Below are 24,563 nucleotides of genomic sequence, written 5' to 3'. Positions count from 1 at the left end.
CTTTGGGATGGAGTGAGAGCGAGTTGGCGAGAACAGATTCGGCCGGTTGACTCAACGCATTGGAAGCCGGCCACCGCCGTCTTCCCTACTGCAACGAGAAACGGGTGGGCAACGCCTACTCACTAAAATCGACAAAATTTCTGATTGCGACACTCGATATCTTCCACTCTCCAACCTCAACGATCGCCCTCGAGACCGGACCTGCGCATGCTGGCCAAGCGGATTATTCCCTGCCTCGACGTCAATGAAGGCCGCGTGGTCAAAGGCACGAACTTCGTCAACTTGCGCGACGCCGGCGACCCGGTCGAGGTCGCAAGTCGTTATGAGTTGGAGGGAGCCGACGAGTTGGTCTTCCTCGACATCACGGCGAGCCACCAAGGGCGGGAAATCATCTGGGACGTCGTCAGCCGGACCGCCGAGGTCTGCTTCATGCCCGTGACCGTGGGCGGCGGAATCCGCAACCTCGAAGATATCCGCGCGTTACTCAAGGCGGGGGCCGATAAGGTCTCGATCAACTCGGCGGCGGTTCGCGACCCCGAGTTCGTCCGCGCGGCCGCTCGACGGTTCGGTAGCCAGTGCATCGTCGTCAACATCGACCCGAAGCGCGTTCAGCGGGACGGTCGTGAAGTCTGGGAAGTGCATATCAACGGCGGTCGCATCTCGACCGGTCTGGAGGCGGTCGCCTGGGCCCGTGAGGTCGAGCGCCTCGGCGCCGGGGAAATCGTCTTGACGAGCATGGATGCCGATGGAACCAAGAACGGCTACGACCTGCCGATGACCCGGGCGGTGAGCGAGGCGGTCGAGATTCCGGTGGTCGCCTCGGGAGGCGCAGGGAGTCCCGAGCACTTGCGTGCGGCCCTCGTCGAAGGGGGTGCCAGCGCCGCCTTGGCGGCCAGCATCTTCCACTATCACGAGTACACGATCACGGAGACGAAAGAATATCTGGCCCGGCACGGCGTGCCTGTCCGGCTGGTCGCGGGGTCCGGGGTCTCCTGAATCGTCAACGGGCGTTCACCCTCGGCAGTCCTCGATTCCCTCGATCAATCCTGAACCCAAACCAGACTAGACGCGGAATCAGCAGGTTTCTCCGGGCGGCGATCGCGACGCATCTCGTCCTCCCGGTTTCTTTCTGATCGATGAAGTCTCACAACGAGTCAAGACAAGTCAGCTAGGACCCGACCGGCGTGTTCGACACGCCCCCAGGTGCATTCCTTTGCAGGAGAATTCGCACATGGCGACTGACGTGGAAGTGAACGTTGAGGCGGCCCCGAACGAACCCGAATGCAACAAGCTATTTCGGATGGTGATGAAGTACAAGGGGTCCGACCTTCACCTCAAGGTGGGGCTTTCCCCGAGTATGCGGTTGGGGGGCGTGCTGCGGCAGATGCAGATGCCGTTGCTGACGAAGGAGGACATGGAACGGTTGATGTTCCCGATCCTGACCCCTCGCCAGAAGCACATTCTCGACGATGAAGGGGGAGTCGACTTCGCCCACATCATCTTTGACGGCGAGCTCGAAACCCGGTTCCGCGTCAGCCTGTTCCGGGCCCGAGGCCGGTTGAGCCTGGTTGCCCGCCGGGTCAACAACTCGATCCCGAACTTCGAGAAGCTCGGCTTGCCCCCCGTCATGGCCGAGATCACCCAGTACGAGCAGGGGATCATCATCCTCGCTGGCGTGACGGGGTCGGGCAAAAGCACCACGATCGCATCGATGCTCCAGTACATCAACGAGCGTGAGCGGATGCATATCCTGACGCTCGAAGATCCGATCGAGTTCACCTTCAGCGACTCCAAGTCGATCATCAATCAGCGCGAGATCGGCATCGACGTCAAAGACTGGCACAAAGCGCTCAAGGACGCGGTGCGGCAAGATCCCGACATCATCCTGGTGGGTGAAATGCGTGACCAGGAGACCTTCGGCGCCGCCATGCACGCCGCCGAGACCGGTCACCTGGTCTTCGGCACGATCCATGCTTCCAGCGCCCCGTCGACGATCAGCCGTATTCTCGACCTCTTCCCTCGGGAAATGCACGCGCCGCTGCGGCAGAACCTGGCCTTCAACCTCAAAGCCATCGTCGCCCAGAAACTCCTGATCACCACCAAGGAGCTGCAAGCCCAGGGGATCACCCGGGTACCGACCAATGAGATCATGCGGACGAACCCCACCGTCCGAAAGCTGATTCTCAACGAGGAAGATACGAAGCTCGGCGACGCGATCCGGATCGGCAAGGAAGAAGGGATGCAGGACTTCACCGAGAGCCTGAGACAGCTCGTCGTCAATGAGCGAATCGAACGCGCCACGGCATTCGAAGTGGCGCCGAGCGTGGAAACTTTGAAAATGGCGCTCAAAGGTATTAACATCGCACAGCCGGGTATTCTCTAAGATTCGGTCTCCGACCGTCTTGGACCCGCGACTGCGTCGTGTCGAGTTCTCCGTGGGAGGAAAGGGAAGCGATGATCCGTCCGCGCCTCGCACTCGCGACGTTCACCTTGATGACCCTGGGCGCGACGGCCGGGGCTTACGCCGCCGAGTCGGCCGGGGTCTTGCTCGCCCAAGCGCCGGGCATCCTGCGCGGGCCCGGCATGTATCTCAACCTGTTCAAGTTCCTGCCCGTACTGGCCGTCTTCGTGCTCTGGGCATGGACCTCATACTGGATCGACGACGACGCCAAGGAACTGGTCAACCCGAAGTTCGAGATCTGGAACAGCGTCGTCTTCTTCTCGGGGATCCTCGGCTTCGCCATGGTCTGGGCGATTCCGATTTACCCGATCAGCCTGACCTTGTTGCTGCTCTCGTACTTCGTTCCCCTTCTGTCGTACATCTATACGCGCAACCAGACCGTTCCCGATGACTCCAAGGTGTTGACCTTCTACCATCTCGGCGAAGTCATGAATGACCTCATGAACAAGGCCGGCATGAAGGGGATTTTCAACAAGGGGGATTCGGGAGGGAACCAGGGCGGACCGCCAATCGAGTTCGTCGGCAAGAGCCAGGGGGCCAGCAAGGCCGACCCCACACGGGTCGCCCAAGCCGAGGAGTCGCGGTCCTACACCTCGGCCAAGGAACTCGTCTACGACGCCGTCCTCCGCCGCGCGACCGACATCCACTTCGAGCCGACCACCGAACAACTGTCGATCCGCTACCGAATCGACGGCATCCTCCACGCCGCTGAGCCGTTCGACCGGCCCACCGGCGACGCCGTGATCAACGTCTTCAAAGTCCTCGGGGCGCTCGACATTTCGGAGAAGCGCAAACCTCAGGACGGTTCCTTCGGCGCCAAGCTCGAAGGCCGCGAACTCGAGTTCCGCGTCGCGACCTCCGGCTCCAAGTCGGGCGAGAAGATGGTGATGCGTATCCTTGATAGCGGAATGGGGGTCTCCGCGCTCGACGAGGCGGGTCTTCGGCCCAAGCTGGCCACCGAAATCCGCGGCCTCGTCACCCAACCCCACGGCATGTTCCTTTGCTGTGGGCCGACCGGGTCGGGCAAGACCACCACGCTCTACGCCTGCCTCCGCGAGATCGACCGGTTCCAGAAGAACATCATCACCGTCGAGGATCCAATCGAATATCACCTCGACAACATCACCCAGATGGAGATCAATTCCAAGAGCGGACAGACCTTCTCAGGCAGCCTCCGATCGATCCTTCGACAAGACCCTGACGTGATCATGATCGGCGAAATTCGCGACCAAGAGACCGCAACCATCGCCTGCCAGGCGGCGACCACCGGTCACATGGTCTTCTCCACCGTCCACGCCAACGACACCGTGACAGCGCTCTTCCGGCTCCTCGACCTGGGCGTGGAACCGTTCATGATCGCCTCGGCCCTCACCGCCGTGCTCGGCCAGCGCTTGGTCCGCATGCTCTGCGAGAACTGCAAGGAACCGTACAAGCCCAAGCCCGAGTTCCTCAAAAAGGCCAACCTGCCGGCCGACAAGGTGGACGTGTTCTACCGAAGACCGGCGGAACCCCAAGAGGTCTGCCCGCAGTGCGGCGGCACCGGCTATCTGGGCCGGACCGGGATCTTTGAGTTGCTGATCATCACCGAGCCGATGCGCGACATGATCCGCGAGAATCCCTCGCTCAACGCGATCAAGGCCGAGGCCCGAAAGAACGGCATGATCTACCTCCAGGAAGACGGCCTCCGCCAGGTTATCCAAGGGAAAACTTCGATCGACGAACTCCTCCGAGTCGTGAAATAACGCGTGGACGACGCCCACTCTCGATCTACACTTTTTTTGAATTTACGCTGAGGGATTTGTCCATGGAGATCGTCGTCAACCTGGTGATCGTCGCCCTCATCGCAGGCCTGACCTGGGCCTTGACGAGCGAAGGACTCTGGGGCGCTGTCCTGATGTTCTTCAACGTCCTGTTCGGCGGCATCATCGCCTTCAACTTCTATGAGCCGTTGGCGAAGCTGCTGGATGGGACCGGAATCGGCTGGGGGTTCTCGGATACCCTCTGCCTGCTGGCCCTGTTCATCATCGTGACGTTCTTGCTTCGATTGATCACCGAATCAATGGCGCCCGCCATGGTCCGGTTCCCCTCGATCGTCTATCAGCTCGGGCGGCTCGTCTTCGGATTCGCAGGCGCCGTCGTCACCGTGGCGATCCTGCTTGTGGCACTCGAGACCGCGCCGGTGCACAAGAAGATTTTAGGGGTGATCGACTACAAGACCCAGCCGCCGTTTGGCATGGGCCTCGACCGCAAATGGCTCGCCTTCTTCCAGTACACCACGGGCTTGGTCTTCGCCGAGCACGTCCCCGGCTCGCGCGACCCGTTCCGTGAGTACGGCGATTCCAAGGTCTTCGATCCCAAGGCGGAATGGCTCCTGAACCATCAGGAAGCACGCCCTTACGGCACCGAATCGATTCTCGAGGACGCGGCCGGCGCGGGAGGAGGAGCCGCGGCGCCCGCGGCAGGCGCCCCTGGAGCCGCGGCACCAGGGGCTCCCGGAGCCGCGGCACCAGGCGGCGGGAAACCGGGGGATATCCAAGTCATCGGGCCGGCGGTCGGTGGCGGAGTGGTGCTTCCCCAATAACCCAATCCAATCTCGCCGCCCCTCGAGCGGGGCGGCGAGCGGGTGAGCAAGCCCTGGCCCATTTCGATGGCGCCAGGGCGGGCTCAACGTGGTTCCGGAGGAGGAGTCGACGCTGGCAGGGCGTGAAGCTCCATCAGTTCAAACTTGGGCGTCGTTTTCGCCCCAACCATTTGCTGTTCGACTTTGTAGACGGCGACCTGGCTCGTCGTCGTCTCAAACACAAAGAGCGGGGCCCAGCCTTCGCTGTAAGTTCCCAACGAGCCGGTCGTCATCAGGAATTGGGGCCGGGGACCGGAGTCGAGGTTGAGTTTGAAGTCGGCGACAAGGTCGCGCTCGCCGAACGTATCGATCAGTTTGGCGGAGCCCACCGATTGCCGGAACGAGGGAATGGTTGCCAGGAGCCGTCCCCCCTTATAGTCGAGGTAATAGATGGCCTCGAGCGGGATCTGGACCCGATTCTTATCGTTATAGCCGACCATGACTGGCCCACTCGCCAGGATCGACTCCCCCGACCGATCACCGCCACTGGCCAGGACGACCGACCCGGAGCGCGGGAGATGATCCAAGCCCCAGCCAATCACCAGGCCGATCACCAGAATCACTGCGCGGGGTATTTTTCTCGGCATCGGGCGGACTCCGTTTCACCTCGCGGAAATCGACTTCGAGGTCATCCCAACCTCACCTTGGCGCGCATTGTGCGCCAGTTGACCTGACCCGTCCAGAGGAACCGAACAAGCCCGGCGTGCGGAACGTCCCCGTTCTCAAGACCACGGTCGTCCCGCTCTCCCCTTATGACTCTTGGGTTTGCGAGGGAATCGCGAATGTTGGTCCTTTCTTGCAGCCTCGGACTCCTTCTGACCCTTCAGGTCCCCCCACCCGACCTGGCGGATCAGCCCGCCGCAAACCTCCGCCAAGCCGTTCAGACGATCCGCGCGCAGGAGACGGCGGAGCTTGATCGCTTGGCCACTCGGCTGACTCAACAAGGGCAGCCCAGCGCAGCCAAGGCGGTCCGGTCCAAGATCGAACCGATTCCCCCGGCCGATGGGGCCACTCGGTTTGTGCTGCTGTCCAAGGTCGAATCCACCACGGTGAACGGGCTGGCCAATGTCGCGGCAAAGCCAAACGACGCCAACGCCTGGAACGGCGAGCTCCGCGCGATCCAGGAGAAGACGGCCTCGGCGCTCTTCGAACTCGCGGAGCGTGCGGTCAGCTCGAACCCAACGCACTACGCGCTGGCGGATGCCTGCCTGCGCGGCGTTCTCAGCCGACAGCCCAACCACCCCGAAGCACGTCGGCTCCTCGGCTACATCCCGCATGAGAAGGGCTGGGCCACCCCGTTCGCAAGCAGTCAGCTCCGCAAAGGCATGGTCGATCACCCGACCTTCGGGTGGGTCCAATCATCGTGGGTTCCCCACCTCGAAAAGGGAGAGCTCCCCGCCCCACCGACCCGGGGCCAAGCGAATGTTCGATGGCTCCCCGCCGAGCAGGCCGACCAGCTCCATAGCCCTTGGAAGAGCGGCTGGAGGATCTCCACCGAGCATTTCAGGATCCAGACCAACGTCCCGTTCTCCCAGGCGATCGCCTTCGGTCGGCAGCTCGAAGCGTTCCACGACCTCTTTTTCTCGTTGCTCGCCGACGTGATTGAGACCGACTCGCGGCTTCCGCTGGCTCAACGGTTCCGCGACAAGAAATTGGTCGGCGAAAAAAACTCCAACAACGACCCGCACCAGGTCTACTATTTCAAGACCAAGCAGGAGTACGTCGACTACCTCATCCCTTATGAGCCCAAAATTGAGGGCAGCCTGGGGATTTACATTCCCCCGAAGTCCGGCAAGGGAAAACGCGCTCCCGCCTATTTCTTTCACGATCCGGAAGCCGAGATCAACGCGACCGCCACCCTGTTTCACGAGGTTTCCCACCAACTCTTGTTCGAGACGGCGGGGCGAAACGGCTACAACAAGAACGTGGGCAACTACTGGGTGTTCGAGGGCCTCGGCACCTATTTCGAAACGGTGGTCGCGGGGTCCGATGGGGTCTTGATGGTCGGGGGTGTTGCCGGCCCGAGAATCGACGCCGCGCGAGCGCAGATGGAGCGAGGCGCATTCCTACCGATCGAGCAGCTCTTGCAACTCGATCAAGCGGCCTTCAACGCCGAGGCTTCGATTCATCTCCACTACGCCGAGTCGATGGCGCTCGCCGTCTTCCTGATGCAAGGGCGAGAGCAGGCGTATCGCGAGCCGTTTCTCGACTACGCCAAGGACGCTTACCGCGGCATTCTCCGCCGCGACACTGGGCGCTCGCTCCAGGAACGACTGGGCGTTTCCTACGAAGATCTAAACCAAGAGTTCCTGGAATTCCTGAAACGAGGTTGAGAAACCCTGGGAATCCAGCCGCTTGATCGCTCAAGGAGAGGGAAAAAGGAAAACGGGGCGGAGGCGGGAAGAAAAAAAAAGGAGGGACGCAAGACAGCCTTGGTCTCACGCCCCGTTGAATCGCATTACTCGCCCACGTAGGGGATGAGCGCCATGAAGCGAGCCCGCTTCACTGCATCGCTCGACGCGCGCTGGAATGCCGCACAATTCCCGCTCCGCTTACGCGAGAACATCTTGCTCTGGTTGGTGCAGAGCTTCTTCAGCAGGCCAACGTCCTTGTAATCGACATACGCCGGACGCGGGCAGCCTTCAGGAGTGCAGAACCGGCAGCGGTTCTTCCGGTTTCGACCAAATTTTTTCCGCGGCATAGACCAGGTGTCCTCGGACGAACTCAAAACCCTTGCGTGGACGGAGCGAGTCGCTTGGCGGTGTGGCCAACCTCATCGGGAAACCATAACGATAGGGAATTTTCGGGCATGGGTCAAGCCCCCCACACGCCCGGAATCCGCCTCGGCCCGATTTGGGTCAGTTAACCACCGCAACCCCTTCGGTCGCGGTCAACTCCCGAAACAGGGTCCCCAGCCGAACGGTCACGGGTCCAACGCTCCCGTTGCCGATGGTCCGGCCATCGATCGTCGTCACCGGGGCAAGCTCTCCCATCGTGCCGGTACAGAAGACCTCCTCCGCGCGATAAACCTCGGTAAGCGAGAGGTCACGCTCGGCGTGGGGGATCGCGTGACGCTCGCAGAGTTCGAGGACCACGGTTCGGGTAATGCCCTCGGGACAGGCCAGGGTTCGACTGGTGGCCACCTCTCCCTTGAAGACCACAAAGACATGCGTGGCATTGGTTTCGGCGATGAACCCACGAGGATCGAGCATCAAGGCATCGTCGGCGCCGCCGGCATTGGCCTGGATCTTGGCGAGGATCGACGGAATCAGGTTGCAGTGGTGAATCTTGGGATCCAGGCTATCGGGCGGGGGGCGACGAATCGTGCTGGTCAGCAGCGTGATCCCGGCCTTGTCGTAGACAGGCGGCTTGTACTCGGCCAGGACAATCAAGGTCGGCCCCGCGCGATTGAGCCGGGGATCCATCCCCGACGTCACCTTGACCCCGCGCGTCAGGGTCAGGCGAATATGCACGCCATCGCGCATCCGATTCGCTTCCAGAGTGCGGCGAATCTGCTCGATCAGAGCTTCGTGCGTGGGAATCTCGGCGAAGGCAAGCGCAAGGGCCGAGCTCCGGAGTCGGTCGAGATGCTCGACCAACCGAAAAATCCGACCGTCATAGAGCCTCAGCCCTTCCCAGACCGCATCCCCTCCCTGAACGGCCGAGTCGAACGGACTAATCCCCGCCTGATCCCGATGCCGCAGGTCGCCATTGATGTTGACGATCAGGTCGCGGTTGCGTTCATCGTATTGCTGCAGCATTAGCGTTCCTCGGCCTCGCCAGGTCGGCGCAATCGATGCTCATAGAGCGTCTCGTAGTAGGGGACGCACTCCTGGAGCAGTCCTTCGAGCTGGGCGGGAAACGGTTCCCTCGAAACAGTCGGTCGCTGGAACGAGGTGCTCTTCTCAACGTTCGCGTACCAGTACTTCGCCCAGACGCCGTCGCTGGAGCGTCGTCCCGCGGGCCAGGAGAGCATCGCGTCCAGAAATGGGACTCCCAACGCGTCGCACAACATCGCGAGCGTGGTGCGCGGATCCTCGAGGACATCACGAGCGTCCACCACCGGAGGGATGGTGTCGCCGCGTCGCCTGACCCACTCGAAGATCTCGACCTGCTGGGGAAGACCCGTATCCTGGACGGTCGGGTGAGGAAGAACCTTGACGAGCGACGCGAGCATTTCGCGCGGGTCGCGGATCAGGAACGCGTTGGAGACCAGGCCGAGCCAGGCGCGGTCGATCCGGGGCAAGAGATGATGCGCCATCTGCTTCTGAAAGAAGACCGGCTTACCGTCGGGGATCGGGCCGGTCAGCCAGGCGACCACCTTGTTCCAGTCAGGCTCATGCCCCGCGATCACCTCGGCGGCACCAGGGTGATCGATGCCCGTCTGTTGAAGATAATGGGCGTAAAGTGGTTCGTCGGAAACGAACGTGTCGGGACGGTTACCCCACGAACGCATGAGCGCCGTCGAGATATTTCGCGGGCCCGACCACATGGCGATGCGGAGTGGTACAGACATGGCGGTTCAAGTGCCGTTGGGCCTGGACGGGGCGGATTCAAGGACGCGGCCGCCTTGATTTCATCCGGCCCAGCCCGGTCTCACTGACGGACACTCATTATCGCTCAACGACGCCGAATTGGAACCCACCGTCGGCCGGAACCCGACGGTGGGGCACCCCGTCTCCGCCTAGCGAATGACCGAGGGACTCGGCAGTTTCGCGAGGCCCGGCCCCTTCGGTCTGATGACCGCCATGATCAGCGTTTCACTGCGTCCTTTGTCCAGGTTGTAACCGCGGATGGTCTCTTGGACCTCGACGTCCAGCCGAGCCTGGCGTTGGAGGACGGGAACTTCATGGGGGCGGAGAGGGACAATCACCTTCTGGTCCCGGTCAACCTGGGCGATCAGCTTGTCGAGCCGGCGGACGATCGGCGCCGGGTGGCCGAGGGCGTAGACCACTCCCGGCAGGTCGAACGTGCAAAGGATCGCCTTCGCATTCTCGCGCGATTCGAGCACGGCGAGCCGCCGGCCGATCACGCCCGAGATTCGGAACGGTTCGAGGGCCGGCAAAACCCAGGCACCGAGCAACAACGTCATGAACGCGCTCGAGGCGATCAGAACCGGAGTCGCTCGCTCGATCCCCCCCATCTTGTAGTGGACGTGGAACAAAAGGGTGCCGACGAGCATGACGGCCGAGAGGACGAGACAGGCCAGGCGGAGCCCAGGAGGAGCAAACCAGGCGGCGGCCCAGAGGCCAGCGATCGCCCCCGTCGCGATCACCTGCAGGAACCGAACCGCGAGACGCCCCATCTTCCAGGCGTCGAGCACGACATCCGACTCGGTCACGGCGACGATCAGCCAGGCGATCAGCAAAGCCCAGGCAGGGAACGCCGGCAGATAGTAGTGGATCAACTTCGTCCGAACACATTCCAGCAAGATCAGAGGCCCGACGATCCAGCCCAGCAGGAACCCGAAGACGGGCGACTCTCTCCGCCGGGTCCACCCTGCGTAAAGCGCCGCCGGGAGCAGCGCTGACCAGGGAAAACAGGTCAGGAAGCTCAGGACGACGTAATAGCCGGGAAACCCACCGTGCTCTTCCAGCCCGGACGTCGCCCGGCGGATAATGTGATAGCCAACAGCGACGTTGTAGTACTCGCCGTGCGACCTCATCAGGATCGCCACGTTCCAGGGAAGCACGATCGCCGCGCAGAGCAAGGGGCCCCAACGCCAGTGGAGCCGCTTCAAAAAGGAGGTGGGCCCACCCCACCACCACGAAACGGCTCCAGAGGCCACGAGGAGCACCGGGCCGGCGGGGGACTTGGTCAGGATGGCCAGCCCGAGCAAGCTCCAAAATAGCGCCGCGAGCTTCCAGGAACTGCGCTGAGACAGTTCCCAGAGGCAGAACTGACAGCCCACAACCCAGAGCATCAGGGTCGCGTCCGTGGTCGCCATTTTCGATTCGGCCACAACGATCGGCGCCGTGGCCAGGATCAGGCCGGCGAGCAGGCCCGCCCGCTCGCCAAGCATGCGACGGCCCCAGAACCAGACGAGAAGACAGGTGGAGGCTCCCGCCAACGAGGAAATCAGACGCACGCCGAACGGGTTGTCTCCCCCCAGCGCCGTACCGGCCATCATCAGCCAATAAATGAGCACTGGCTTGTGATAGCGTGGCTCGGCATTGAAGGTCGGATGCACCCAATCGCCGCTGGCCCGCATTTCACGCGTGGCCCCCGCGTAGCGCGGCTCGTCGCGGTCGAACAGGCTGATGCGACCATTGCCCGCCAGGTTCAAGATCAAAGCCAGCAGGCCCACCAGCATCGCCTGGCGGACCGGCCAGGTTCGTCGCGCAGGGTCGTCGTTCGTGGCGAGAAGTGTCGGGGCGATCGCGGCCACGTTTCCTCCATGAGCTAAGGCTGATCCGCCGCGAGAGGCTGGGCGAATGGGGGGGGACATCTCCGCCGCATTGGCGTGAACCCACCGACGTTCCATCGTATTGGTGGGGTGAGCACGGCCTTTCTTAACCAGCTTCGGCCGGATCTCCGCCTATTGGCGGAGATCCATCCTGTTCATCGACCTGACCGCTTCAACGGTTGAACGAAATTGGGGATTTTTCCAATTTTTCGGATTTTTCACCCGTTTTGTCCACCCGAGCTTGGCCACCTCCCAGCGCACGAGCATATCTGGACCGCAAAACGACGCGTGCGTTCACTTCAGCTCGCCATGCGGCGAGCTCGTGACCGCGCCCCGATCGTCCTTGACCGTAAGAAAGAACACGAGCGGTCGGTTCTCGGGTAACTTGACCGACGCCTTCCCTGGGGAGAGGGTGGCCTCAATCGTCTTCCACTCTCGCTTCGGCCACTCGCACTGATCCGTGGTGTAGGCGAGCTCAGCCTTGACCAGAGGAGTCTGGCTCTCGATCTCCGTCACGGCGAGGCCGTTGGCAACCACCGGCTCGCCGAGCCGGGCCAAGGGTTTACCCCCCTCGAGAATGCTATCGACGAAGAGGCCGATCTCCCGAGGCGTCCAGCCCTGGGAGTGACCATGCGGCATCCGCACGGTGACGCACAGGTCGACCGGTCCCGGCACCTGGCGGTAGGACTTCTGATAGCTATCCAACGGGTAGGCAAAGTCGTTGGTGCCATTCACAAAGAGAATCGGACAGTGCACCCCGCCAAGGTATTTCGAAGGGTCGAAGTGGGCCAGCCAGCGGTCACGGTGCGTGGGCGTCATCGCTTTGAAATGACCGAGCCAGGCGCTATTGTCGCTCAAGGAGCCGCACCCGTAGACCGGGACAGCGACCTTGAGTCGGTCATCCAGTCCGGCGACGATGCAGGTCAGGTAGCCTCCCCAACTGATTCCCGTGATCCCGATCCGCTTCGCGTCGACCTCGGGCCGGGCCGCCAGGAGCGAGTGCCCGCGAATCACGGCGGCCACCGCGTGATAGGTCCACATCTGACCCACCTCCGAGTCGGCGAAGTCCTGGAACTTGCCCTGGTCATCTTGCTCGGGCCCACCGTCGTCGAGCCGGGGGCCCTCAGGCCCATGTCCCGCCAGGTCCATCGCCAGCGCCGCATAGCCCCGTTCGGCCCAGAGCTGCGCCCACTCCCGAAACGCTTTACCGCCCCCGCCATGGACCAGGACCATCGCGGGAAAGGGCCCTTCCCCCTTCGGTTTTCCATAGTAGGCGAAGACCCGGGTCGGCTTCCCCCGCAACGATTCTCCCTCGTAATAGACCTCACGGACCAGGCCCGACTCCGCTCCCCACGTCGCTTGGGGTGCCTGTTTGAGCGTCTCGAGATTCCAGGGGCCGGTGAATCGCCGCTCGGCCGGATCGGCCTTGGCCGGTTCTCCGGTGAAGACTGTCGTGAGCACGACCACGAGTAGCGCAGAGGCGTGAGGATAACTCATCAGGGACCATCTCCCGGGGCGAGCATCGGTGGCAGGACGTCAGCGAGTTATGGTAGTGTCGCCAACGTGGCCCGAACAAGGTTCCACCCGGCGGTTCTCGCTCCGCGACCGACCCGGGACCACTTCTTTTTGCGGGTCCTTCATCCATGAGCTTTGAGGTCGAGATCAAGTTCCGGACCAACGGCCATTCCGAACTCGTCCGCCGTTTGGCCAAGCTGGACGCCAAGGTCGAACCCGAAGTCACGCACGAGGACGTTTACCTCGGACACCCCTCGCGCGACTTCGCTCAGACCCATGAGGCGTTCCGAATTCGCCGGATCGGCTCCGCCAACCGAATCACCTATAAAGGGCCGCGCTTGAGCGGCCCGACCAAGACACGGGAGGAGATCGAACTCCCGTTCGCGGAAGGCGAACAGTCGTTCGAGCAATTGTTCCGGCTGTTCAACCAGCTTGGGTTCTGGCAAGTCGCCGCCGTCCGAAAGACGAGGCGGCCGTTCCATCTCGAGTACCAGGGGCTTCCGATCGAGGTCGTGCTCGACACCGCCGAGGGACTCGGTGAGTTCGTCGAAGTCGAGGCATTCGCAGCCACCGAGGCCGACCTCCCGACCGCCCAGGCCGCCGTGCTCAACCTGGCTCGGGAACTCGAGCTGACCGAGGTCGAACCGCGATCCTACCTACGCATGCACCTCGACGCGGCAGCAGCCCGGCAATAAGTGCGTTGCAGAAGATGCGCTCGCCTTCAATCGTTCAAGTAAGAGTCTGTCTCGGAAGCTCGGGATGAACCGGAACACATAAGGACATTTGGATGCAACGGGCTCCGTAGTCGAAGGGATGCAGTCATCGCCAGGCATTTCAGTGGGGAAACTTGAGAGGTTCAGGGGAAACAGTCATCAGTCTGCCGACCACAATTAACTACCCAGAACCCCTGTCATGCCCAACCTGGGTGTATGGCCGTCGATCGCCCGTCAAGCGGGTCAGGTTCGGATGCCACTACCGGTTGGGATATCACACCGTCACCGACGACGGCCTGATGCAACTCGGGCACAGCAAGGATCACCGCCTGACCTGCCGCAGTTCAAGCTCATGGCCGCCGTCGCCGAACCGACCGGATTCTACTTGGCGGGCGACGTCCATCCCGGCAACGCCGCCGACGATCCACTCTACCTCCCGTTGTATCGCCGCGTACGGCCCCTGCTCGGTCAGACCGCGCTGCCCTATTCCGGCGATTGCTGGGGAATCACGATTGGCCAGGCACCCGAACTGAACAAAGTTAGGACGCCTAGACAATTTGTTTGGCCGCATGACTAGACTACCCTACTGTCTCAACTGCCCAAATCTCCCCGCTGAGGTGCCTGGCGAATTTGGCTACCTTTCATGTCACGGGACAATCGACACAGCTTTATCCCCCAGCTTCGGAGCATAACGTACAACAGGCATGCGAAGTCGCTCTTGCAACTTAGATGAAGTTACCACTTCAATTACGCCGTCAATAACCCCAGGAGCATCTGCATCCAATGACACCGTGAGTTCCCGTAGGCCGCTGATATGCGCTTTGACTCCTATCGGCGTCGATCCAATCCTCAGCAACTCGACCGCCTGATCATCGCACCGCAGAAATACACGCACCGGTGACTTGCCTAAAACCACACGACCAGGAATTCCAGACAGGAACGGGAACCTCTCCCAAACTACTGGCAGATTTGTGCGATGCGAATCATCTGATCCCGCTGCAATGACAGCTTTGTGTAACCCTAACGACTGGTCCACTATTGTCACCGCGTATGTCATATCTCTAAATACATACTCAGGGGAATGTGCAATTCGGCCCTCATTAACGCTGACAATCTTGCCACGTAGACTGGCTGGAAAGCTAATGCGTGAAGTCGGCCCAAATGGCTTTTGCAAATCGCGAACCTCACGATGTACGAACTCGAACGCTGCCACCTCTTTATCGGTCAAGGCACTTAGCGTAACAGCAGAAGGGCTAATCTGCTGATCTGGAAACGCCAACAATGACACACGGACACCCAACGCACCGTGGTCCGTCAAAAATTTGATTTCATAGTTATCGGAGTCAAAGCTTCCTTTATTTTGCAACACCATTGGCAATCTTATGATATTGCCTGGCTGAATAACAGCAGGAAGATGTGATTGATCGACTGTTCGGCATGAACACCCCGCATTAACGCTCATTACTCGGATTGGCACACTCCCATCATTGTTCACTAATAGAACTATTGGCAGCTCCGGCAAGCTTGCATCATAAATGAATTTATTGCGGGAAAATTCTGCTTTTAGGTGAACAAAGGGCAAACTCCTACCAGTGCACCCAGGCATCACCATCAGCACTCCCAGAAGCATCAACATTCTCGCTCGAATCCGGAACCCAATGAAAGCGACAAGTATAGTAATTCCTACCCCAATTAGGGCCCCAACAACCCAATTCCGTCGTCCATGACCTTCAAACTCATGAAGTTCGGCGGTATCAATGCTAAGCAAAGCCGCTTTTGGTTTCGATGTCATTTTTGCTCCAACGATTGCTTTAATCTGCTCAAGCGAGAGCGAACGTGCCTTGTCTTTAAGTCGCACAACGCCGCCCGGAGAACTGATAGCGTACGCATTTTCCGTATTTGCGAATCGAATCGAAGCCTTAGGAGAAAGGTCTTCAAATTTTGTTACTTTGAATTGCGAAAGCGACACATGCCGTTCGGCAGGCTTAAGCACCGTTTCATCCGAATAATTCGGATAGGTAGCTTCAAAATTATTGACTAAATAGTATGCTCTTACCCATTCAGTAGGCACAAATCCTCCTCCAGAAGTGATCTGCGCATTCGCAAGAAACATTTCATTCACAACTCCCGAGCCAGCTTGACTGCCACCTTTTTGGACGAATATTGTCCGAATCGATCGCGGCAGATAGCCGATTGCTGGATCATAGGCTAACTCATGTTGAATCCACGTATTGCCAATTCCTTCCCGATAGATCTCGATTTCACATGGATGCCCACCGCGCAATCCTTGCTTGACTACTGGCTTGATCTTATTGAAGGTTTTTTCCAGAGAAGCTTTGAACGATACGAGCGAGAAATGGAATGGCCCGTAATCAAGGCATTTTGGCTCCTCCCTTGCTTCTACCTCGATCATAAACTTATCGGCTACATAATAGCATGCAGACATACCGTTGCCTGAAAGCACTTCAATATCAGGTTTCCAAGGAACAAACATTCCCGCCTTTGGCTCGGGCAAAGTCTTCTTCGCTTCAACAGACAGTCCGCTTTTGGTGTGCTGCACGTTGCCGTTGGATTCCCACATCCCGACAACAGTATAATCTTGTGAGACAACCATACCGTGGTCACCACTCGTCCAAATCCGTCCGCTGACAATCTCATCTTGATGTATTGTGCCCGTTTGATGTGTAAACTCTATTTTAGCGTGAATTGCTGCCTCATTCGCTCTAAACGCATCGATCGGCCCGACATTAGATTGCGTGACGAGAACCAGTATCATAGAAATGATCATCGGCAACTCCCGAAGTTGTGCTAATCTGACACTTAACGCCTAGGTGCAAAATGTACTACTGCCGGCTGTGGGCGTGATATTCCAAGTCACAAAACTTCCCGTCGCGATTCTCTAACTGGCGAGTAACATCCGAGGAGGGCGATAAAGACACGTAACTGCTTACAGCATAACAATCGCCAGCATATCAGCATTCACTAAAATCCCAATACGTTTTGTTTGTTTTAAGTGGGACGCATTCAAACACTTATCGTTGATCACGGCGGGCGATTTGAGGTAATACCGGTCCAGCTAACGAGTTACCTGGTGAATTCGGCCTCGGATTCCGGCGGCCGATCGCCGAAGAGGCTCTCCTCGTACACGTCGAGGGCAGGTCATAGCCGCGTCAAAGAGTGGGAACCGATCTTTTGCCACAATTTCAGACCTTACAAGCCGCCGGAGGCAGTCGGGATTGGCGAGAAGTGTCACGATTTGGCGAGCGCATCGAAAGGCTCACTGGAGCATTTCCTGCTCAATTTCGCGTGCAATGTTGATTAATATGTCATCTACAATAGCCAGATACGCCCTAACAAGAACCGGTTCAGCTCAAATCTGCGTGGTTTGCAGTGGCTATTGTCAGGGCCTCTTCATGTTATCCCTAAAAGGCAACAGCACGCCTCTCCATTCGCCCATCCAACTCTTAGAGGCATGGATTTGTGCCAGTAGAGCCACACATCAGCCGCGAGCCCGATCCACATTTAGTAAGGGTCTCGGAGCAGTAACAAAATCCCGGATCGCAGATTTGGGTCCAATGCAAATTATATGACATGCACACGGTTAGTTTTGTAGCACAAGCCCCGCCATTCACTTTGGGGACGCATGTTGGAAACGCGGCTGGAATGGCTGTTGGCCAAAACCACTTTGCGGTAAGATTTCCGCCACCACAATTGTTTATCCACGCGTCCAGATCGTAACAAGTATCTAGGTTGTAAGCTGAGCAGGGGTTTCCAGCACCCGCGTCTCCGCACGCGTCAGTAGATCCAGTGCAGGTCAAGGCCCACCCGTGGTTTGTATAGACAGTGACGCAAATCGCCACTACAACGCCCGTCAGAACTCCGAGGGCTAGTCTTGCTCGCGTTTTCCGCATGCTGTTGCTCCAATTGAAGAACCGTTTCGAAAACATTAACGGGCATTTTGCCCGAGACCGCCTTAGGAATAGGCAGGGAATAACTTCCGTGGTTGGCATCGGTTAGGATGTCAGACCAGATGTTTGGAGGGAGTATACGGGAGGGTCACATGGAAGCCTACACACCGACAGTCCAACGGATGATGAAACGGCTCTTCGGCTCGTTGAAAGAGAACGACCGGCGGCGGTATGCGGCGATCGAGGCCGCGAAGTTGGGGCACGGCGGGGTCGAGTACATCGCGGGTGTCCTGGAGTGTGATCCGAAGACGATCCGGTTGGGCCTCGGGGAGTTGGAAGGCGAGGACGACCTGGACACGGGCCGCACTCGCAAAAAAGGGGCGGCCGGAAACGGTTGATCGAGGTCGACCTGGCCGTCGAAGTGAAGTTTCACAAGGTCCTTGAGGATCACACCGCGGGCGACCCGATGCGACTCGAAGTGAAATGGACCAACTTGTCGCGGCGCCAGATCGCCAAGCGGATGGAGGAATTGGGGACACGCGTCAGTCGCGACATCGTCTCGAAGTTGCTCCGGAAGCATGGTTACCGCAGGCGGAAGGCGGTGAAGAAGAAGACGATGGGGCCGCGCCACCCGGATCGCAATGCCCAGTTCGAGAATATCTCCCGTCTCAAGAAGAGGTACTTGAAGGCCGGCTTGCCGGTAATCAGCATCGACACGAAGAAGAAGGAATTGCTGGGCGATTTCCAACGCGACGGGGTGGTCGATACTCAAGAAACGATCGTGGTCAACGACCATGACTTCGGGAGCATGGGCTCGGGTACTGTGATCCCGCACGGGATCTACGACGTGGGGCGGAACCTTGGATTCGTCCACCTCAACACCAGCCACGACACCAGCGAACTGGCCTGTGACAGCATCGCGGCTTGGTGGGAATATCACGGTCGGTCGGCCTATCCCGGGGCAAAGAAACTTCTGGTGCTGTGCGACGGCGGAGGTAGCAATAGTGCGTCGAGATATGTATTCAAGGAGCAACTTCAGAAGTTGGCGAATCGGCTGGGCATCGAGATCCGAATCGCCCATTACCCGCCGTACTGCTCGAAGTACAACCCGATCGAGCACCGCCTCTTCCCGCACGTGACGCGGGCCTGCCGCGGGGTGATCTTTCGAACGTTGGGGACGGTCCAGTACTACATCTCCAAGACCGAGACTGCCACGGGCTTGAAGGTGGCAGTGCGAATCCTTGAGAAGGTGTATCAGACCGGCATGAAGTGCGCCGAGGGATTCAAGAAGGGCATGAAAATTGTCTTCGACAAAGTCCTGCCCAAATGGAACTACCGGGCTCTCCCCAAACCAGCATGAAAACGGGAAGTTATTCCCGGCCTATTCCTTAGTCACCAGCATTATAAGTACCGAGGCTTTGCCAGACATTCAGCTGGATCGAATCTCTGATCGCCTCAAGATGCCCATCACCAAATAGTACGTTCACACATCCATTGTGAAATGATCGAGGTGGGCTTAAGCCGCCGGGATCAATAATTCCTAAACCACCGGTATAGCATGATGGCCTAACGTCATTTGGTACCCCGTTGTGATTGTAGTGAGTATTGGCGAATCCAGCATAGAACCAATATCGTCCCGACACGTTCATCCATAATGCCGGCTCATATGTCAAGCACAATTGTATCAACTGATTGTCCGAAGCCACCATAACAGCGGGCATATCAGGGTACCGTACATCCCGCTTCAGACCAGTAGAGCCACCTTGAAAACTACCCGCAATCCGCTCACTCGCGAACGCGGTACCTGAAAGTCCATCAGTAATTGTAGCCGCACTGGGCATAACCCCGATACTGAACGGTCCATCATATGGAAGACCGGTTCGTACATGATACCGGCCACGATTGAATCGATACGAATTGCGCAGATTTGCCTCACCGTCGCTGGGACACACAAATGTAGAAATTAATGTTCGGCGAGCAGTCCTGTTCTGAGTGGAGGGTGCTTCTGGACTTTCAACATCCATGAATGCTATATTTATAGATACATAGATTACGCGATTTTCAAGGTAAGGCAATAGAAACACATGCTCAGCAACACTGCTCCGGGCAATCTGCTTAGCATCAATCAGCATTGATGACTGATACATATTGTGATCGCCATGATACGATGTTATTGCTATTCCCAACTGCCGAAAGTTTGAACTGCATTGAACTCGCCTTGCCGCTTCGCGAGCAGCTTGCGTTGCCGGTATGATTAACACCAAAAGCATTCCGATTACACTAATTACACAAAGGCACTCAATAAGCGTAAACCCAGCTGGACTTTTTTCCCTCCTCCTGCCAATATGCCCCATAGCGACCAAGCTCTCCCTTTGCAGTGTGGAAATAAACTGTTGCAGTCATGGCCGCGAGCCAGAATTTCACCATCTGTAGAACGCATCATGTGACCAGGCCACGTAACTGGAAGCGAGGATGATCTATACCCCCTCAACGGCGTGATATGATTCCTCTGGGATAGGGCAACAAGGCCAGCGCATATCAAAGTGGCTGCAATGAAAGAACTTGTGTAAGATAGTCCGTATTGATCATACAGGACATCATCTTGCCGCGAAGACTATCCTTGTCGGGATGACGCTTCAGGAGCGTCACGGCGAACCGCCGAAGCCAGCTCAAATTGTTCCCCAAAGTTCGCTCGCGAGTGCGGTGCTCGTCCTCGCGAAAGTTGACATCCAGGACCCAATGCATCGACTCGATGCCCCAGTGTCCGCGCACCGCTTCGCCGAACCGCTTGCCACTGAGATCGCAAGTGCTCAGATAGTAACGCATCTCCTCCGACTCCGTACCGTCGGCATGCCACGTGACTCGCACCGAATAGCCGATCGCTTTGACCCACGGCCACTCTTTCCCCGGGGCGAAATCACTGGGCACCTTGGCCAGAAGATAGGCCCGTTCGTCGATGCGGCCGTGCCCGTCATCGCGGGTCTCGTGATATTGATACCGGAGGTCTTCCAGGTCGCGTTCCATGTGGTCGGAAAAGAACGACTGGATCGCTGCTGCAAGCTTCGGCTGGTTGTCTTTGACGGCGATCACGCAGTCGCCCTTGCCAGTGACGATCTGCTTGACGATCTCTTTCTGGCAGCCCATCGCGTCGATCGTAATGAGCGTACCGGCGAGGTCGATCTGGTTGAGGAGTTGCGGTATCGCCGTGATCTCGTTGGACTTGGCGTCGGTGGCGACCTGGCCCAGTGCGATGCCCTCCTCGCTGGCCCAGGCGCTAACGATGTGGAGATTGCCGAGTCCTTTGGCCTTGTCGTGCGACCCGCGACAAGCCTTGCCGTCGATGGCGACGAGACGGTGGGGATTGTTGACGTCGACCGGAATCGCATCACAGATCCAGGCCTGAAAGACGCGTTGAAACGCTTCGGGCTTGAGCGTCATGAGCAAGCGTCGGATGCAGTCTCGGGAGGGGATGCCGTTGGGCAGAGTGAGATGCAGGGCCAGCCAGGATTCTCGGTTCTTGGCCCATCGATGGATGGCGGTGGGTCCATCGCAACCACAGATGACGGCGCAGACCGCAATGACGGCGATATCGACCAGCAAGTGCTTGCGATTGCGTGTATGACGCGGATCGGAGAGCGACTCGAAGTAGGAACCGATCGAAGCCACGTCGACAAACTTGGCCATGAGACGAGATCCTGAGTTCGGTCCGTGTCCAACCTCCACGCGCCAAGTGTCGAGGCAGGCGATCACGAAAACCGTATCTCAGGATATCGAGTTGAATCCTCTCGCGCTAGACCGCCTAAACCGTACAGCTATGCGCGCTGGCCTTGGATAGGGCAATGGGAATTCGATTTGGATTTCACATGAGTCTTATAACAGCAGAGCATAGGGGCGTCAAGGCTCAAGAATTTTGATTTTCAGGTTTCTATTTGTCCTTTTTGAGGGATTGCTACGATGGCCAGGCACCCGAATTGAACAAGACCAGGAAGTCTAGGCAATATGTCCGGCCGCACGACTGGACTGCCCTACTGTCTAAACTGCCCAAATCTCCCCGCTGAGGTGCCTGGCGACTTTGCCCTGTGCTGATGAAAACCAACACCAAATGATCCAATGGATATTCCAGATTCCCTGCTCTACCCTCTTTAGGGCCGGGGAGCCCCGGAGGATTGCCCTCCGGGGCTCCCACAGATCCGGACTTGCCGAACTACGGCATCCGGCTCGTCGTCTCACGGTGACGCTGCACGCTTCATCGGCGCACACCCGACGCTTGAGGAACTCCCGGAGAGGGCCGTGAAGGCCATGTCCGGGGCTTTCCGAGCGAGTTCCGCGATCCGTTGTCGTTGCGGGGACACGGACTCAGGTCTCAGTGTACCTGTCATGTTTCCCTCCAACGGTTCATGAGACGGCGCCCCCTTCCCTCCTCGGGGTCCCTCGGGACGGTTCCCCCGACTCGACGGTACTATGGGACGCTCCGACTCCCCGTCGCCCGTTTCGCCGCCCTTCGTTTCCTTCGCGCGGCGATACCATCGTTGCGTCCTGAATTCGTCCCCCATGGCGTAGGACGCAACGCCGCAGGATCATCCTGGAGTTGGTCAGCCGGTGCTCCAGCCGGCAGTCACGATGGAGGCGGCGGGGCCTCCCAAGTTCTCGGGGAACCCTTGTGATCATTCGCCCTGTTCTCCGACCCCGGCGTGAACGGACCGATTCTGTGGGACCAAGTGTAATCGGACCGACGCGGCCCCCGTTTCAGGCAACGACGAAGGCTCACCACAAGTGTTGATTTCGGGGCTCAATGGCACGGCTTTTGATCTCGCTGTCTACGCTTCGCAGTGAGGGTCGCCCCCCGCCACGCAAGACTCGCTTCCGGCTGCTGGCCCGGCTCTACCGGACGGGATTGGTGACCCGCAGGGTTCCTGTGAAAGGTTTCAAGCTGGAAGCTGTCCTCCTCTCCTCGAGCTTCTTGGCGCAATGCCTGGCCACCGACTCTGGCCCCAGGAAAACATCGAGCCAAGGCGTCCCGGGGCCTGGAGGGCCGCGACCGCACACAGTTGGCGCAGGAACACGGAGGCCACCCGAGAATACGCGGAACGCCGCCGCTCGATTCTGCCGGAGGCGTGTGATCGCTGATGTAACGGTCCGCCACTTCGGCGAATCATAAAGTTGCCGCCATCCCGCATTTCGTGTGTGGTGGTGTAACCAGCCTTCCCGTTCACGGCAGAAGCATCGCAAAACACGCAAAAAACAGCCCGCCAAACCAGGGCATAACCGCCAGGGTGAGAAGGATGACGCCGCTGGACTGCTTCAACGACGGGAGAAGCTTACCGACAATGAGGTCGAGCAGCAGGTAGAACGCGCCCAGCAACGTGAACAGGGCCAGCAGCGCCGCCAGGACCAAGGCAGGCGCTCCGTGTGGCCGCCCGATGGCGAGTGCCACTAGAACCAGCGGCACGAACGAAACCACGTTGATCAGCATCAGGAGCAGTGACCACCGTCGACACGACTTGTCCCGAGTCCGTAAGGCATGGTCCGGTCGGTGCGCCTCGATAGCCTCGATGAGCGGCGCCACACTCTCAGGATCCAGCGCCTGTCTCGCCTCTTCGATCAGGCCCTGTTGCGCATCGATGAAAGCGGCCTTGTCGTCTGCATCGCGCCACGGTGCGGCGAGCGCGGCAATCGCTTTCAGCGCGCGACGGTAGTCATCCTGGGCATCGGCGCCGCGCGACGAAGCGAAACGGGCCAACGCACCATAGGCATGCAAGTCGCGCAAGTCCGATGGGAGGTGCCGCTGCCGGGTTTCATAGCGGGCGTGCAGTGCGGCGACGGCAGCCTGGTCGCCAGCGACGCAGGCGGCGCGGAGGTGATTGGTTAGCGCTGACAAGCCAAGCCCCGGGCAACACTCGCCCACCGGGTCAACCGACAGCCTCTCGAACGCCGCCAACGCCTCGCCCGGCTTGCCTTCGTTCTGCAGCAGGTTGGCTCGTAGCAAGGCGAGCAGGTAACGCCCTTCCGCCGTGGCCGACTCGCGAAGGCTCTCCGCCTGCGCCAAAGCGGCACTCGCTTCTGCCAGCTCGCCCTTGGCAAGTGCCAGGTTGGTCCGGGTAACCGACTCCAGCCAATCGATATAGGGGTGTGCGCCGTCGATCGCGGCCGCCTCGGAGAAGAGCGATTCGGCTTTTGCCGTAGAACCCAAATCAATCCACGATAACGCGGCGCCGAACGTGCAAAGGCGGTGCATCAGCCGGTCACCGATCGCTTGCCACAGCCGGCGGCAGCCCAGTGCGGTCTGGATCACATCGGGCGGCAGCGGCGTCATCGAGCCGGTGCGGATGGTGTCCAGGAGTAACCGCCCGTCGCTACGTAGCATCCCCCCGCCCACGTGCATACTAACGGGGATGAGGTTGAGCGCCGCAAAAAAGGCGTTGACGGCGGCAAACATGCTGCAGAAGGTTGCTAGACTGCCGGCGGGCAGGCATAGGGCCACGCAAAGCGACGTGGCGGCACAAAGTGCATTGGCGGCGATTCCCCCCGCCACAAAAGCCGCCTGACGTCGCCAGCCGTGGCAAGGGCGCGGCAGAAAGGCGAAAGTGAGGCCCTGGAAGGGTTGGATGAGGCCGAGATAAAACCGCGTGCGGCCGATCGGCAGGATGAAAAACAGCCGCGCGGTGCCTAGGCCCACTGAAGTGACGACGAAACCCAACGCCTTGCCGGTCACGGCATGCCCGGCCTCATGGACGATCACGACCAGATACAGCGCAGCCAACAGAAACAGGAAGTGTTGGAACAGTTCGGGCATAGGATTGCCTCGCAGCCGGAGGCCGCGGTGTTTCCTAAGGACACGCCATGATCAGGGCATACGGGTACAAGTCTCCGCACAGCCGGTACCGGCCGGGTGGAAGCGGAGGCATGGCCGCAGGGTTAGAACTATCCGAAAACGGCCTGC

General features: G+C 59.4%; 18 protein-coding genes. 8 read left to right on the top strand and 10 right to left on the bottom strand.

The window, feature by feature from the left end:
- The first annotated feature begins 207 nt into the window (after nucleotides 1–207).
- The 4 genes from hisF (at nucleotide 208) to BUS42_RS05750 (ending at nucleotide 5,042) form a co-directional block, all read left to right on the top strand.
- Nucleotides 208–996, top strand: a complete 789-nt coding sequence (hisF, locus tag BUS42_RS05765; RefSeq protein WP_074306040.1) for an imidazole glycerol phosphate synthase subunit HisF — start codon at nucleotides 208–210, stop codon at nucleotides 994–996.
- 235 nt (nucleotides 997–1,231) lie between these two features.
- Nucleotides 1,232–2,383: a type IV pilus twitching motility protein PilT gene (locus BUS42_RS05760; protein ID WP_074306038.1), complete on the top strand. Its 1,152-nt coding sequence runs from the start codon at nucleotides 1,232–1,234 to the stop codon at nucleotides 2,381–2,383.
- A 71-nt stretch (nucleotides 2,384–2,454) separates the two neighbouring features.
- The gene (locus BUS42_RS05755; RefSeq protein WP_074306036.1) at nucleotides 2,455–4,203 is read left to right on the top strand and encodes a GspE/PulE family protein; all 1,749 of its coding nucleotides are present in this window, start codon (nucleotides 2,455–2,457) and stop codon (nucleotides 4,201–4,203) included.
- 62 nt (nucleotides 4,204–4,265) lie between these two features.
- Nucleotides 4,266–5,042, top strand: coding sequence for a CvpA family protein (locus BUS42_RS05750; protein WP_074306034.1), 777 nt, complete (start codon nucleotides 4,266–4,268; stop codon nucleotides 5,040–5,042).
- A gap of 83 nt (nucleotides 5,043–5,125) precedes the next feature.
- On the opposite strand, the gene BUS42_RS05745 is transcribed toward BUS42_RS05750, so the two are convergent.
- Nucleotides 5,126–5,668 (bottom strand): hypothetical protein, encoded by a 543-nt coding sequence (locus BUS42_RS05745; protein WP_074306032.1) that lies wholly within the window; start codon nucleotides 5,666–5,668, stop codon nucleotides 5,126–5,128.
- A 195-nt stretch (nucleotides 5,669–5,863) separates the two neighbouring features.
- On the opposite strand from BUS42_RS05745, the gene BUS42_RS05740 reads away from it, so the two are divergent.
- Nucleotides 5,864–7,414 carry a DUF1570 domain-containing protein gene (locus BUS42_RS05740; RefSeq protein WP_074306030.1) on the top strand — a complete coding sequence of 517 codons (1,551 nt, stop codon included), beginning with the start codon at nucleotides 5,864–5,866 and terminating at the stop codon, nucleotides 7,412–7,414.
- 125 nt (nucleotides 7,415–7,539) lie between these two features.
- On the opposite strand, the gene rpsR is transcribed toward BUS42_RS05740, so the two are convergent.
- The 5 genes from rpsR to BUS42_RS05715 all read right to left on the bottom strand — a co-directional run bounded on the left by rpsR (nucleotide 7,540) and on the right by BUS42_RS05715 (nucleotide 12,984).
- Nucleotides 7,540–7,782 (bottom strand): 30S ribosomal protein S18, encoded by a 243-nt coding sequence (gene rpsR / locus BUS42_RS05735; protein WP_015248499.1) that lies wholly within the window; start codon nucleotides 7,780–7,782, stop codon nucleotides 7,540–7,542.
- 157 nt (nucleotides 7,783–7,939) lie between these two features.
- A complete protein-coding gene (locus BUS42_RS05730; RefSeq protein ID WP_074306028.1) occupies nucleotides 7,940–8,842 on the bottom strand; it encodes an aminotransferase class IV in 903 nt (300 codons plus the stop codon).
- On the bottom strand, nucleotides 8,842–9,573 hold the full coding sequence (locus tag BUS42_RS05725; protein WP_256386193.1) for a sulfotransferase-like domain-containing protein: 732 nt from the start codon (nucleotides 9,571–9,573) through the stop codon (nucleotides 8,842–8,844). The genes BUS42_RS05730 and BUS42_RS05725 overlap by 1 nt, the downstream gene beginning before the upstream one ends.
- A gap of 192 nt (nucleotides 9,574–9,765) precedes the next feature.
- Complete coding sequence (locus tag BUS42_RS05720) at nucleotides 9,766–11,469, bottom strand: ArnT family glycosyltransferase (RefSeq protein WP_074306024.1); 1,704 nt, start codon at nucleotides 11,467–11,469, stop codon at nucleotides 9,766–9,768.
- 312 nt (nucleotides 11,470–11,781) lie between these two features.
- Complete coding sequence (locus tag BUS42_RS05715; protein ID WP_074306022.1) at nucleotides 11,782–12,984, bottom strand: alpha/beta hydrolase family protein; 1,203 nt, start codon at nucleotides 12,982–12,984, stop codon at nucleotides 11,782–11,784.
- A 146-nt stretch (nucleotides 12,985–13,130) separates the two neighbouring features.
- Between BUS42_RS05715 and cyaB the strand changes: the two genes are divergently transcribed.
- Nucleotides 13,131–13,697 carry a class IV adenylate cyclase gene (cyaB, locus tag BUS42_RS05710; protein WP_074306020.1) on the top strand — a complete coding sequence of 189 codons (567 nt, stop codon included), beginning with the start codon at nucleotides 13,131–13,133 and terminating at the stop codon, nucleotides 13,695–13,697.
- Nucleotides 13,698–14,361: 664 nt separating this feature from the next.
- Here the strand turns inward: cyaB and BUS42_RS42545 are convergent.
- A complete protein-coding gene (locus BUS42_RS42545) occupies nucleotides 14,362–16,503 on the bottom strand; it encodes a hypothetical protein (protein WP_143206251.1) in 2,142 nt (713 codons plus the stop codon).
- 1,272 nt (nucleotides 16,504–17,775) lie between these two features.
- On the opposite strand from BUS42_RS42545, the gene BUS42_RS44270 reads away from it, so the two are divergent.
- Entirely contained in the window at nucleotides 17,776–18,021 is a 246-nt protein-coding gene (locus tag BUS42_RS44270) for a hypothetical protein (protein ID WP_074306014.1), read from the top strand.
- Nucleotides 18,018–18,983 carry an ISAzo13 family transposase gene (locus BUS42_RS05690; protein ID WP_074306011.1) on the top strand — a complete coding sequence of 322 codons (966 nt, stop codon included), beginning with the start codon at nucleotides 18,018–18,020 and terminating at the stop codon, nucleotides 18,981–18,983. The genes BUS42_RS44270 and BUS42_RS05690 overlap by 4 nt, the downstream gene beginning before the upstream one ends.
- A 28-nt stretch (nucleotides 18,984–19,011) precedes the next feature.
- Here the strand turns inward: BUS42_RS05690 and BUS42_RS05685 are convergent, their stop codons facing one another.
- From BUS42_RS05685 to BUS42_RS05675, 3 genes are all read right to left on the bottom strand, one after another.
- Nucleotides 19,012–19,977, bottom strand: a complete 966-nt coding sequence (locus BUS42_RS05685) for a DUF1559 family PulG-like putative transporter (protein ID WP_074306009.1) — start codon at nucleotides 19,975–19,977, stop codon at nucleotides 19,012–19,014.
- Between the two features lie 184 nt (nucleotides 19,978–20,161).
- The gene (locus BUS42_RS05680) at nucleotides 20,162–21,307 is read right to left on the bottom strand and encodes an ISAs1 family transposase (RefSeq protein WP_074306007.1); all 1,146 of its coding nucleotides are present in this window, start codon (nucleotides 21,305–21,307) and stop codon (nucleotides 20,162–20,164) included.
- Between the two features lie 1,525 nt (nucleotides 21,308–22,832).
- Nucleotides 22,833–24,416, bottom strand: coding sequence for a zinc metalloprotease (locus BUS42_RS05675; protein WP_074306005.1), 1,584 nt, complete (start codon nucleotides 24,414–24,416; stop codon nucleotides 22,833–22,835).
- Between the last annotated feature and the right edge of the window lie 147 nt (nucleotides 24,417–24,563).

It is taken from the genome of Singulisphaera sp. GP187 (assembly GCF_900129635.1).
Taxonomy (GTDB): Bacteria; Planctomycetota; Planctomycetia; order Isosphaerales; family Isosphaeraceae; genus Singulisphaera.
The sequence above is the reverse complement of the archived record's forward strand: the minus strand, read 5'-3'. Positions and strand labels throughout refer to the sequence as shown.

What these genes read in the sequence shown, in the direction of transcription:
- hisF (WP_074306040.1), top strand. Translation starts at nt 208, where the DNA reads ATGCTGGCCAAGCGGATTATTCCCTGCCTCGACGTCAATGAAGGCCGC.
- BUS42_RS05760 (WP_074306038.1), top strand. Translation starts at nt 1,232, where the DNA reads ATGGCGACTGACGTGGAAGTGAACGTTGAGGCGGCCCCGAACGAACCC.
- BUS42_RS05755 (WP_074306036.1), top strand. Translation starts at nt 2,455, where the DNA reads ATGATCCGTCCGCGCCTCGCACTCGCGACGTTCACCTTGATGACCCTG.
- BUS42_RS05750 (WP_074306034.1), top strand. Translation starts at nt 4,266, where the DNA reads ATGGAGATCGTCGTCAACCTGGTGATCGTCGCCCTCATCGCAGGCCTG.
- BUS42_RS05745 (WP_074306032.1), bottom strand. Translation starts at nt 5,668, where the DNA reads ATGCCGAGAAAAATACCCCGCGCAGTGATTCTGGTGATCGGCCTGGTG.
- BUS42_RS05740 (WP_074306030.1), top strand. Translation starts at nt 5,864, where the DNA reads ATGTTGGTCCTTTCTTGCAGCCTCGGACTCCTTCTGACCCTTCAGGTC.
- rpsR (WP_015248499.1), bottom strand. Translation starts at nt 7,782, where the DNA reads ATGCCGCGGAAAAAATTTGGTCGAAACCGGAAGAACCGCTGCCGGTTC.
- BUS42_RS05730 (WP_074306028.1), bottom strand. Translation starts at nt 8,842, where the DNA reads ATGCTGCAGCAATACGATGAACGCAACCGCGACCTGATCGTCAACATC.
- BUS42_RS05725 (WP_256386193.1), bottom strand. Translation starts at nt 9,573, where the DNA reads ATGTGGTCGGGCCCGCGAAATATCTCGACGGCGCTCATGCGTTCGTGG.
- BUS42_RS05715 (WP_074306022.1), bottom strand. Translation starts at nt 12,984, where the DNA reads ATGAGTTATCCTCACGCCTCTGCGCTACTCGTGGTCGTGCTCACGACA.
- cyaB (WP_074306020.1), top strand. Translation starts at nt 13,131, where the DNA reads ATGAGCTTTGAGGTCGAGATCAAGTTCCGGACCAACGGCCATTCCGAA.
- BUS42_RS42545 (WP_143206251.1), bottom strand. Translation starts at nt 16,503, where the DNA reads ATGATCATTTCTATGATACTGGTTCTCGTCACGCAATCTAATGTCGGG.
- BUS42_RS44270 (WP_074306014.1), top strand. Translation starts at nt 17,776, where the DNA reads ATGGAAGCCTACACACCGACAGTCCAACGGATGATGAAACGGCTCTTC.
- BUS42_RS05685 (WP_074306009.1), bottom strand. Translation starts at nt 19,977, where the DNA reads ATGGGGCATATTGGCAGGAGGAGGGAAAAAAGTCCAGCTGGGTTTACG.
- BUS42_RS05680 (WP_074306007.1), bottom strand. Translation starts at nt 21,307, where the DNA reads ATGGCCAAGTTTGTCGACGTGGCTTCGATCGGTTCCTACTTCGAGTCG.
- BUS42_RS05675 (WP_074306005.1), bottom strand. Translation starts at nt 24,416, where the DNA reads ATGCCCGAACTGTTCCAACACTTCCTGTTTCTGTTGGCTGCGCTGTAT.